Source organism: Burkholderia sp. TSV86, from assembly GCF_001522865.1.
Classification (GTDB): Bacteria; Pseudomonadota; Gammaproteobacteria; order Burkholderiales; family Burkholderiaceae; genus Burkholderia.
Map to the genome: position 1 here is coordinate 1 of NZ_LOWB01000018.1, position 10,864 is coordinate 10,864.

Genomic DNA, 10,864 nt, shown 5'->3' on the forward strand with positions numbered 1-10,864 from the left:
CAAGAAGATCTACGACTCGATCGCCACCTTGCAGACGGACCTTGATGCGTGGCTCGACCAGTACAACAATGAACGAGAGCATCAGGGGCGCTGGTGTTACGGCAAGACGCCGATGCGCACTTTCCTCGATTCGCTCGATCTCGCCAAGGAGAAACTCATCCCCCATTGATGACTCGTACTTTGTCGGCCCGACTACCTGTCAGATCAAGTCCCGGCTAATACAAATTAAATCTATTGCGTGAGTTTATTTTTATCTGAACATAAAATGCGCGGGCCGAGTCGATGATGATCGCTCCGCAGCATGATCGACGTAACGATTGATGTCGGGCAGGTCAGTCGTAGTCCTCCGGCCGCAAGCTCGACTCATAGTCCTGGCCGCCATAGTAGACGCCAAGAATCGCGACCAGGTCGCCAACCACGCGGTATGCGATCACGGTGCGGCCGCGGTAATGCGTCACCCGCAGCCCGTCGAGCAGGTCATCACGCGCGACGCCGCGATGCGGGAACTGGTCGAGCTGCTCACAGAACGTCACGAGTGCGTCGACGTAGGTTTGCGCGGTGGCCGGACGCCCAGTGGATGCGATCGCTTCTTCAAGGTCGGCCAGCTGGTCGCTCACCTCGGGCGAAAACACCACGCGGTAACGCTCGGGCATCAGCGGGCAGCCTTCCGCCGCTGGGCCAGCGACGCACGCACGTCAGCGGCCGACAGCGCAGTCGACGGATCTGCCTCAAGCGCGTCCGCCGCCGGCAGCACCGCGCCGTGCAGCCAGTCGTCGATAGCCCGATCGCGGGCGGCCAACGCCCGCAACGCGTCCCGAATCACTTCCGACTCGGACGCGTAGGCACCGCTTTCGACGCGTTGCCGAACGCTTCGCGCCATCTCGTTTGGCAGCGTAATGCTCAATTGTTGGGTGGTTCGCATGGCGATCCTCTCGACATAGCGGATGAGATTAAATCCTACTCCAATGCGCCGAGATCGTCACGCGAGCCATCGACGCGCATGCCGGCGCTGGCCCGGTGCCGGCGTACCACGACGCGCTGTCGTGCAGGCACAACGTTGACGCGCGCGAAGCGCGCGGCGACATCGCCGGCGAAGCCGGCCGGGTTCTCCAAGGGGTATCCCCTTGGAGCACGGATATGTTGGCAAGGTACTGTCAGGTTGTTTGGCGGCCGGAAAGCAAGGACGAGTGAGGCGGGTATCGATCGGCTTACGCCGGCATCCGGGCGCATGCAGCCCTCTCCCAAGCCGTGAAGGCCTGGGCACGTGCCTCGCGTTTGCACTGCACGCTCCGATTGTAGCGGCACCCCATGAACAGATTCGAAACCTGTCCATGGACCGAACAAAATCGTTGCAACTGGCGCGCCGATTTGAACCGCCGCATCACCTTCTCGCGCACCCGGGTCGGCTGGTGCGAATTTTCCGCCCGGTTGTTCAATCCCTTGTGCTGCCGATGCTCGACGTTCAGACCCAGTTCATGGTTCGCGGCCGCGTAACTGCGCAGCTTGTCCGTTACGATCACGCGCGGGCAGCCGTGGCGCCTGAGCAACTTGTGCATCAACCGTTTGGCTCCTGTCGTGTCACGGCGGCGCTGCACCAGCACATCGAGCACCGCGCCGTGCTGATCGACGGCCCGCCACAGCCAGTGCTTGCGGCCGTTGATCGTCACGACCACTTCGTCCAGATGCCACTTGTCACCGCGCCCCGTCGCCGTCGAACGTCCGCTTCGCGATCGACAGACCGAATGTCGTCGCCCAGCAGCGCACCGTTTCGTACGAGAGATCGATACCGCGCGCGGCCAGTAACTCCTCAACCATGCGCAGGCTCAACGGAAAACGGTAGTACAACCAAACGGCGTAACAGATGATGTCAGGCGGAAACCGGTAGCCCTTGAACGAAACCGGCGCCTCGGCCGGCGGCAGAACGGCGATAGAAGCTTTCTTCATGCCCCATTATATTCGCCAACTTCGGGAACAACCTGACAGTACCCCGCCGAGTATTTCGGTTGGGCCTTCTTTTTTACATTGCTTTCAGGTTTTAAGGTTTCCATGACCCCATTCTCTCAAAGGTTGAGGTCTCCGAAAAACCCGGGCCGATTCATGTTAAATTAATTGATTATTGAAAAGGTCATGTTCCACAAATTGGAATCTTGTCCGAAATTTTGACCTTACTGGTATCTCACCGTTAGCCTAGCCAAGCACTAAGTTGGTAAAAGACATGTCTTGGAGACACAAACAATGAACAAGAAGAAATCTGCCGCAATGCGGTGGACGGTCATGTATGGAATCGCCCTCAGCGTTGCCGGATGTGGTGGAGACGACGGATCGCCGGTCTCTGCAGCCTCTTCGGCATCGAGCGCTTCCTCGGTGGCGGGGAGCGGCATATCGGTGCCAAATACACCAGCCAGTACACCAACGGGAACACCAACGGGGGGCGCTGGTGGCGTCGTTACTTCGTTTCCAAAAATAGGTGGCAACACGACCGTTCAGGTCGGAACGAACCCCACCAATCCGGATGTTGTTCTGAAGTTGGCGAATTCGACAAAGGACGAGGTATTCGATGGAATCGGCGGCATCGTCGACAGCGCGCCGTTGCTTCATGCCTATCCGGAGCCGCAGCGAAGCCAGATTCTCGACTATCTTTTCAAGCCAAACTATGGACAGGCAGTGCAAGTCCTGAAGCTCGAAATCGGTGGCGATTCGAATACGACGGTTGATTCTGAAAGTGCGTATCAGCACACGGCGACTGACAAACCAAATGTCATGAACGGGTATGAAGCGTGGGTGGCACAGGAGGCACTCAAACGCAATCCCAAAATCAAGATATGGGGATTGCAATGGGGAGCGCCACGTTGGATCGGTGGCCTGTGTTCGAAGGCGGACAACGAGTACCTCGTTAAGTGGATTCAGTTGATGAAAAGCCAGGCTGGTGTAAAAGTTGATTATATTTCGGCTGGCCAAAACGAACAAAACTGCGCCCAAGGTGTCAACGCCGCGCATAATCAATTTAACGACCAGGATAACATCAGCGATCTCCGCAATACGTTGAATACCGCTGGCCTCAACGACGTCAAGGTCGTCGGCTACGACGGCGAGGACGGCGCGACGGCATCGGTTCTGAGTCGGCAACCGGTCGGGGATTTGTACGCGGTTGGGATACATTATCCGGGAGGTTGGAAGGTACCCCTTACTTGGGATAAGACTGATTCCAGAAGCAGCACAATCAAGAAACTGGGCATGAAGTATTGGGCGTCGGAGGATACGGATTTCCAATCGCTCGTGCCGGCACCGGGCTCGCTAACACGGCAATACAATTTCAGGTATATCGGGTTCGGAACAACCTTGATCATGAACTGGACGTTGGTCGGCGCCGCATACCCGAACATGGAGTATATGGAGCATAGCGAAAATCCCAGCCCGCCGCAGATGGCGCTGTACGCGGAAGAGCCGTGGTCCGGTCACTACACGATCTATGACGCACCGTTCTGGTCGATGGCCCATACCACGCAGTTCACCGAAGTCGGCTGGCAGTACGTCGGATCGGCAACGAAGCGCCTTCCGAAAGGCGGAAGCATCGTAAGTTATCGAAGCGGGACTGGGGCTTCGCAAGATTGGACGTCGGTTATTGAAACGACCGACGCGACCACCGCCCAGAAAATTCATCTGGATTTTGAAGACGGGTTTAAGAACAACAATTTCACCGTATTCAGCAGCAGCGACGATACGAAGAAATATTTTGAGAACGTCGGCTCATTCTCAGAAGATCAAGACGGTATCACTGTAACGGTCCAGCCACATTCCATCGTGACTATTTCGAGCCTCTCAGGTCGTGCCAAGGGGACCGACGTCAATACCTCCCCTCCGAGTGCGGCATTTCCCGCCAATTACGCGGATAATTTCGACTCGTATGCGGTTGACGAGACGAACATTGGCTACTTCGCTCCGCTTCAGGGTGCCTACGCGATCCAGCCGTGTGCAGCTGGTCGAGCGGGGAATTGCATGACGCAAGTCGCGGCTCCTAACCCGATTCGCTGGATTTATGCGGCCAACGTCGATCCTTATATGCTGGTGGGCGATCGGCAAACCAATGACGCGACGTACAGCGTCGATGTCAGGCTCCCCGATACGCAAATCGACACTTATGGTTCGCTCGGAGGCCACGCGCACGTTGGTCGGAAGGGTGGTAACTATACAGGGTATGTGGGTTATGAACTGAAGATTACTGGCTCCGGAATGTGGGAACTTGTCTCTACGGACACGTCACGACAATCGGTCGCCAGCGGAAAGTTGGGCAGCGCGGCGACAAATTGGCATTCCCTTAAGCTCGTCTTCAGCAACGGGATGGTTTACGCGTCGATCGACGGTGTCATCGTAGCCAAGGCACCGACTGTGTCGACTTTGACGGCGGGTATGGGCGCGCTGTTGTCGAGCTACTCCCCGGTTCAATTCGACAATTTTTCGATTGTGAAGGCCGGAAGCTGACCATCAGGGAGACGGCTTCATCACGACGGCTAGGCCTGGTATCCGAAAAAATGCCTTGTTATTGATTCGAAATAGTTGATCTTGAAATCTGGAAATCGCCCCTCATGTGAGGGGCATGGAAAAACGAGTGAATCGGCCCGGGTTTTTCGGAGACCTCAACCTTTGAGAGAATGGGGTCATGGAAACCTTAAAACCTGAAAGCAATGTAAAAAAGAAGGCCCAACCGAAATACTCGGCGGAGATGCGCGCACGCGCCGTGCGGATGGTGTTGGACCACCTGCGGGAGTACGAATCGGAATGGGCGGCCATCAGCTCGATCGCGGCGAAAGTCGGCTGCACGCCGGAGACGCTACGCAAATGGGTTCGGCAGGAGCAGAAGGATCGGGGCCAGCGCGCCGGCGCCACGACAGCCGAACTGGAGCGGCTGAAGGAGCTGGAGCGGGAGAACCGTGAGTTGCGGCAGGTCAACGAGATCCTGCGCAAGGCGTCCGCGTATTTCGCGCAGGCGGAGCTCGACCGCCGACCGAAATGATGGTGTCGTTCATCGACGAGCAGCGGGCGTCGCACGGCGTCGAGTCGATCTGCCGGGTGCTGCCGATCGCGCCGTCGACGTACTTTCGGCGCGCCGACCAGCGCACCGATCCTTCCAGGCAATCGAGCCGTGCCCGGCGTGACGGGTACTGTCAGGTTGTTCCCGAAGTTGGCGAATATAATGGGGCATGAAGAAAGCTTCTATCGCCGTTCTGCCGCCGGCCGAGGCGCCGGTTTCGTTCAAGGGCTACCGGTTTCCGCCTGACATCATCTGTTACGCCGTTTGGTTGTACTACCGTTTTCCGTTGAGCCTGCGCATGGTTGAGGAGTTACTGGCCGCGCGCGGTATCGATCTCTCGTACGAAACGGTGCGCTGCTGGGCGACGACATTCGGTCTGTCGATCGCGAAGCGGACGTTCGACGGCGACGGGGCGCGGTGACAAGTGGCATCCGTCAGCCGAAGTAAAGTCGCGACATATGTCCCCAAATAAGCCCGCGTGATTCCATGAGGCGACCTCTCCGCGTATTTGACTTTACTTTCCACCGATGCGAACTAAACTCGGATCTTGTTGATGTCGAGAAGTAAAGTCGGAACTTTGCGAGGAGGTGGCGGTGGAAGATTCTCGTCGGGACGAGCGCTTTGCCTTCCAGCCGATCACCATCCAGCGATCGAAATGGCTGCATCAGTTCCATGTCTGGAGCCCCAAGCTGTCGCGACGCGTCGTACTGTATTCTCAACAGGCCGTCGACTTCTGGGCCATGATCGAATCCCATGCGACGGTCCCGACATTCTGCGAATACCCGGGCTTCATCCTGATTGATGAGAAACCTCGTATCGCGGATTTTGTGCTTCATCGGGACGGCGCGAACGAGTTTGTTGTTCTGAACGCCATGTCCCTCACCGCAGTTGGTTCTCGAGAGCGGGAGATCCTCGATCCATTGCCGATCACGACTGTGACAGCCGAGGCAATAACCCCGCATCGACAGTGGATCGACAACTGGCTGCGGATGTTGCCGTACATCACCAGCAACGCACGATTCGTCGCGCACGATCTTTTCGAGCGCGTCGAGCAGAGTCTTGCCTCATTGAAACCGCTATACACCATCGAGCATGACGCCCTGCCTGCCGATCCCATGCTGACCCGCACCGCAGTCTTTGATCTAACTCGGCGGGGCCGACTGACGAGTCCAGATCTGCGTGTCGACGTGCTCAGCAAGCATACGCGCTTCAAGCAGGCCATGGTTGCGCAGGGGACATCGTGAAGCATGCGACCGGCCTAACCCGTCAAGCGCTAGCCCCCGAACTGCACGATCTGCACTGTTGGCCGACAGTCGACCCATCAGCACTCCCGGAACCGAGACGCGCGCTATTCTTGCGGCGCGAACAAGCGATCCGTCAGTACGTGCAAGGTCAGAGCTTCGCGCTCGTTGAAAGCGCAACCGGTATCCGGCGTGCGCAGTTGTATCTGCTACTGGCCCGATGTGCCGCGCCGCATGTGGACGGCCGTATACAGGGCTTTCGTGCACTGATTCCTCACGTGCGCACGCGCGACTATATGCGCACTAAGCCCACGCAACCCAGCCGACCGGGCAAGCGCGGCGGCGCAGCGGGAGCAATGGCCCAACTGCTCGAACGGTATGAAGTGCTGACGATGTTCCTGCAACGCCAGATTCAGCTCGGCAAAGTTTACTTCGGAGCGCGCGGGGAACTGCGCGGCCTGCGCGCAACACACCGGGAATTTCTCAACCATTGCCGCGAGCTGAATCTCTCGAGCAAGCACTACCCCTTCAATCAGGATCTGCAGGGCATTCGTAGTCTGTCCGCCGCCATTCGTCGTCTGGTGGCAAACCGCACGTTCGCACAGAGCGCGCAAGTTGCCGGCGCCCAACACGTTCAGGCTCCACGTCCGCCGTTGGATCAGCCATCGCGACCAATAGTCACCCGTCCGTTCGAAGTCGTTGAGTTCGACGGCCATAAACTGGATATCCGATTACGCATTTGCGTCACCGATCCAATCGGATTGAAAAAGGATGTCGAACTTGAACGTGTGTGGCTACTCGTTGTCCTCGATGTGTGCACCCGGGCGGTACTGGGTTGGCACCTCGCATTGGCCACCGAATACAACCGCCATGACGTCATCAAGGCGATACAAAATGCCCTGCAGCCCCGCCGAAAGCGAACGGCCTTCTCGATTGCCGGATTACGTTACGATACACGCGCGGGTTTCGTCAGTGACGCCGTGCGTCAAACCGAGTATGCAACGTGGGACTGGCTGCGCTACGACAACGCGCGCAGTCACCTAGCTGGAGAAACGCTCGCGACCGTATGCGACATGGTCGGCAGTCACATCGACGCCGGCCCCTACGCGGAGCCCAACGAGCGTCCCTATATCGAACGATTTTTCGGGACAGTCGGCAGCACGCTGTCGCATCGCCTTCCCGGCACGACAGGAAAGGGGCCTCAAGATGTGCGACGATTCTTGTCTGATCCCGAGGACAAGCTCAGCCTGCTGGTCACCAGCGAAGAACTGGACGAACTACTCGAAGTCAGTTTTGCGAATTACAACGGTGCGCCGCATGACGGCCTGGGAGGGCGTTCCCCCCTCGAAATGATGCAGCATTTCGCGCAGAAGCCCGGCGCGCTGTGGCGCACGCTTGCCGAACGCTACCGGAAAAATCTGATGCTGCTGCAGCCGGTTCATCCCGCTGTCGTTCGGGGCAATCTACGCCGCGGTGTGCGGCCCTATATCAGCCTGTATGGCGTTCGGTATTCCAGCAGCGTGCTCGGTGCAGCGTCCCGTCAGATTGGCAAGCCGCTGCGAATATATTTCGATCCTGAAGACATGCGCGTCGTGACGGCCTTTCTCGAAAGCGGCGAGGAAATCGGCCCACTCCGAGCAGCAAGACCGTGGGACCAGACGCCTCACTCGCTGCGCCTTCGTCAAGAGATTCTTCGACTGAAACGACGCAAGGAAATCGACTACGGTGAACATGCTGACCCCGTTGACGCCTACCTCAAATATCAACGACGTAAATCTCGTACGAGACAACGTCGAATGTCCCATCGCGTCGCCGAAGCCGAGCGTGCCATAGACCAGCGCGACAGGCGACAAGAAGGTGCTACGGTACCGAGCTCTACAGAAGTAGTAGACCAACTCTCCGCTGTAAGCTTATCCCAGCTCGGCAAGGGACAGATCTTTCGTTGATCATGGCGACCGATTCTCTACGGCCTTTGCCGATCGCAGAACATCCGGTCGTGCTGTCCAAATATCGCATCCCGACGCCATCGATCGCGGAATTCTACACGCTGTTGTTGCGCTGCCTGACGTTGCGCACGGGAGCAATGGTGTATGCTCGATCGCGCATCGGAAAGACCTATGCAATCTTGTTTCTCGAGGCCCTGCTCGGGGTACAACGTCCCTCCCTGCCGATTCTGCGCATGCGCTGCCAGCACAAACGCAGCTCAACGGAGACGGCCTTCTTCAGTGCTTTGCTGACGATGGCTCGCCACAAGGCAAGTTCCGGGCGTGACCCGACTCAGTTGAGACAACGGCTGGTGCAACGCCTACTCGAAATTGCTGATCAGGCGAACAGCAACATCATCCTCGTTTTCCTTGACGAAGCCCAGCACCTGACCTATTCCGAGTTCGAGTGGTTACGCGACATCCACGATGAGCTCGAACTCGAGGGCGTACGCGTCGTCACCGTGTTCGTCGGTCAGCCGGCGCTGCGTTCCCGAAAAAGTGTCCTCCAGCGCGAGGGCGAGGAACAGATTGTCGCGCGTTTTCTGACCGAAGAATTACCCTTTCACGGCGTGCGTTCGGCACATGAATGTTCAGTCTGCCTGCAAGGCTACGATCAAGGCGAATATCTAGAAAACTCGGGCTGGAATCATACGCGCTTCTTTTTCCCCCGAGCCTATGGTGCCGGGATGCGTCTCGCCACCGAAGGTAGCGCGATGTGGGAAGCATTCGACGATGCTCACAAACGCGCCCAATTGGTGGGCGAACTGGAAATCCCGATGCAATTCTTTGGGTTCTGTCGCGATAGCGTGATAGGGTAAGATTCGCGGATGAAAAATCTGTCAGACACCCCGGTGAAGAAGGAACGTATTTCACGCAAGATGCTGTCACCGGGCGTTGTGAATCGGCCCGGGTTTTTCGGAGACCTCAATCTTTGAGAGAATGAGGTCATGGAGACCTTAAAACCCGAAAGCAATATAAAGAAGAAGGCGCAGCCGAAGTACGCACCGGAGATGCGTGAGCGTGGCGTGCGCATGGTGTTCGACCACCAACACGAGTACGAGAGCCAGTGGACGGCGATTCGCTCGATTGCTGCGAAGCTCGGCTGTTCGGCGGAATCGTTGCGCAACTGGGTGCGCCAGGCCGAGCGGGATCGCGGGACACGGCCGGGGCCGACCACGCAGGAGCGCGAGCGGATCAAGGAACTGGAGCGCGAGGTCCGCGAACTTCGGCAGGTCAATGAAATACTGCGCAAGGCATCCGCGTATTTCGCGCAGGCGGAACTCGACCGCCGACCGAAATGATGGTCTCGTTCATCGACGAGCAGCGCGCATCGCACGGTGTCGAGTCGATCTGCAGGGTGCTGTCGATCGCGCCGTCGACGTACTTCCGGCGCGCAGAGCAGCGAGCCGATTCGCTCAGGCAGTCGGCCCGTGCCCGGCGTGACGCCGAGCTCAGTCCCGAGAGCCAGCGCGTCTACGACGGAACTTCAAAGTCTACGGCGCCGACAAGGTGTGGAAGCAGCTCAAGCGCGAAAGATTCGAGGTGGCCCGCTGCACGGTTGAACGGCTGATGCGCAAGTGATCTGCTCTAGAAATCCTGGACACAAATGAGTGTTAGTGTTTCGGAGGCAATTTTCCCAATAGGAACGGGAGGTTGGCGATGAAGCGCAAGCAATACTCGGTGGAGCAGATCGTGGCCGCGCTCAAACAGGCTGAGCTGGGCATGCCGGTGGCAGATCTGGTTCGGCAGCTCGGGATATCAGAGCAGACGTATTACCGATGGAAGAAGCAGTACGCGGGCCTGGAGTCGAACCAGGTCCGCGAACTGAAGCAACTCCAGGATGAGAACGAACGGCTCAAGAAGCTGGTCGCGGAACTGAGTCTGGACAAGGCCATCCTGCAGGATATCGCCACAAAAAAGTGGCCGCGCCCGCGCTGAAGAGACAGACAGTGAGCTACATCGTGGATCACTACGGTCTTCCGTCGCAGCGGGCGTGCCGGCTGGTCAAGCAAGCTCGCAGCACCCACTACTATCGCAGCGTCAAGGACCCGCAGACGGCACTGCGTCAACGCATGCGCGAGATCGCACAGACACGCGTTCGATATGGCTACCGGCGCGTGCACGTGCTGCTCAAGCGTGAAGGTTGGCGTGTGAGGAGGTATCCGAAATTCCGTGTGTGAGGCGGGTTGAGATTCAGATTCCAATGTTGAATCGTTCCGGGTAAAGCAGCACGAACTGAGTCATCGCGCTCTTCCAATCGTGCCGGGAACCGGTCCATTTGGCCACGACGTTGCGCAGCACCAGCCAGATCAGTTTGAGTGCGGCCTCATCCGAGGGGAAGTGGCCGCGCGCCTTGATGACCTTGCGAAGCTGCATGTGCAGCGACTCGATCGCGTTGGTCGTATATACAATTTTCCGGATGTCGGGCGCGAAGGCATAGAACGGAATCACCTGATCCCAAGCCCTGCGCCAGAGTGCGGCAATCGGGGGATATTTCGTACCCCACGGGCTCGTATCGAACGTATCCAGCGCGGTTCTGTCGCATTAGTGGAGGGCCAGTAGAATGGTCGACTTCGAAGAACTGAGCCCTCACCGATGCGCCTTGCTGC

Annotated in this window: 7 protein-coding genes, 7 pseudogenes and 2 other annotated features; of the genes and pseudogenes, 9 read left to right on the top strand and 5 right to left on the bottom strand. The window is 58.0% G+C overall.

The genetic code is table 11. The annotated features are described in order from the left end of the window. Positions 1–169: pseudogene (locus WS68_RS28190) on the top strand (IS481 family transposase); the annotation flags it as partial. Positions 170–332: 163 nt separating this feature from the next. On the opposite strand, the gene WS68_RS01995 reads toward WS68_RS28190, so the two are convergent. From WS68_RS01995 to WS68_RS02005, 4 genes and pseudogenes are all read right to left on the bottom strand, one after another. Next, positions 333–653: a type II toxin-antitoxin system RelE/ParE family toxin gene (locus WS68_RS01995; RefSeq protein ID WP_059569221.1), complete on the bottom strand. Its 321-nt coding sequence runs from the start codon at positions 651–653 to the stop codon at positions 333–335. Further along, positions 653–922 carry a ribbon-helix-helix domain-containing protein gene (locus WS68_RS02000; protein ID WP_059569222.1) on the bottom strand — a complete coding sequence of 90 codons (270 nt, stop codon included), beginning with the start codon at positions 920–922 and terminating at the stop codon, positions 653–655. The genes WS68_RS01995 and WS68_RS02000 overlap by 1 nt, the downstream gene beginning before the upstream one ends. A gap of 35 nt (positions 923–957) precedes the next feature. Beyond that, the gene (locus WS68_RS27170; RefSeq protein WP_156429311.1) at positions 958–1,113 is read right to left on the bottom strand and encodes a hypothetical protein; all 156 of its coding nucleotides are present in this window, start codon (positions 1,111–1,113) and stop codon (positions 958–960) included. A gap of 95 nt (positions 1,114–1,208) precedes the next feature. Next, positions 1,209–1,944: pseudogene (locus tag WS68_RS02005) on the bottom strand (IS6 family transposase). Positions 1,945–2,235: 291 nt separating this feature from the next. Here WS68_RS02005 and WS68_RS02010 point away from each other — a divergent pair. The 8 genes and pseudogenes from WS68_RS02010 to WS68_RS27175 form a co-directional block, all read left to right on the top strand. Continuing rightward, positions 2,236–4,479, top strand: a complete 2,244-nt coding sequence (locus WS68_RS02010) for a hypothetical protein (protein ID WP_082709761.1) — start codon at positions 2,236–2,238, stop codon at positions 4,477–4,479. 178 nt (positions 4,480–4,657) lie between these two features. Further along, a pseudogene (locus WS68_RS02015) lies at positions 4,658–5,181 on the top strand (transposase); the annotation flags it as partial. After that, positions 4,969–5,085 (top strand) — a sequence feature (AL1L pseudoknot). Its footprint overlaps the pseudogene before it by 117 nt. 41 nt (positions 5,182–5,222) lie before the next feature. Then, positions 5,223–5,460: pseudogene (locus WS68_RS28195) on the top strand (IS6 family transposase); the annotation flags it as partial. Positions 5,461–5,622: 162 nt separating this feature from the next. Further along, positions 5,623–6,273, top strand: a complete 651-nt coding sequence (locus WS68_RS02030; RefSeq protein ID WP_059569226.1) for a hypothetical protein — start codon at positions 5,623–5,625, stop codon at positions 6,271–6,273. A 110-nt stretch (positions 6,274–6,383) separates the two neighbouring features. After that, entirely contained in the window at positions 6,384–8,216 is a 1,833-nt protein-coding gene (locus WS68_RS02035) for an integrase (RefSeq protein WP_231752927.1), read from the top strand. Positions 8,217–8,218: 2 nt separating this feature from the next. Beyond that, positions 8,219–9,073 (top strand): ATP-binding protein, encoded by an 855-nt coding sequence (locus WS68_RS02040; protein WP_231752928.1) that lies wholly within the window; start codon positions 8,219–8,221, stop codon positions 9,071–9,073. A 129-nt stretch (positions 9,074–9,202) separates the two neighbouring features. Continuing rightward, a pseudogene (locus WS68_RS28660) lies at positions 9,203–9,830 on the top strand (transposase); the annotation flags it as partial. Continuing rightward, positions 9,514–9,630 (top strand) — a sequence feature (AL1L pseudoknot). (Overlaps the previous pseudogene by 117 nt.) 84 nt (positions 9,831–9,914) lie before the next feature. Beyond that, positions 9,915–10,432 (top strand): annotated as a pseudogene (locus WS68_RS27175) (transposase); the annotation flags it as partial. Between the two features lie 16 nt (positions 10,433–10,448). Here WS68_RS27175 and WS68_RS02065 read toward each other — a convergent pair. After that, positions 10,449–10,784, bottom strand: a pseudogene (locus WS68_RS02065) (transposase); the annotation flags it as partial. Positions 10,785–10,864 lie beyond the last annotated feature (80 nt).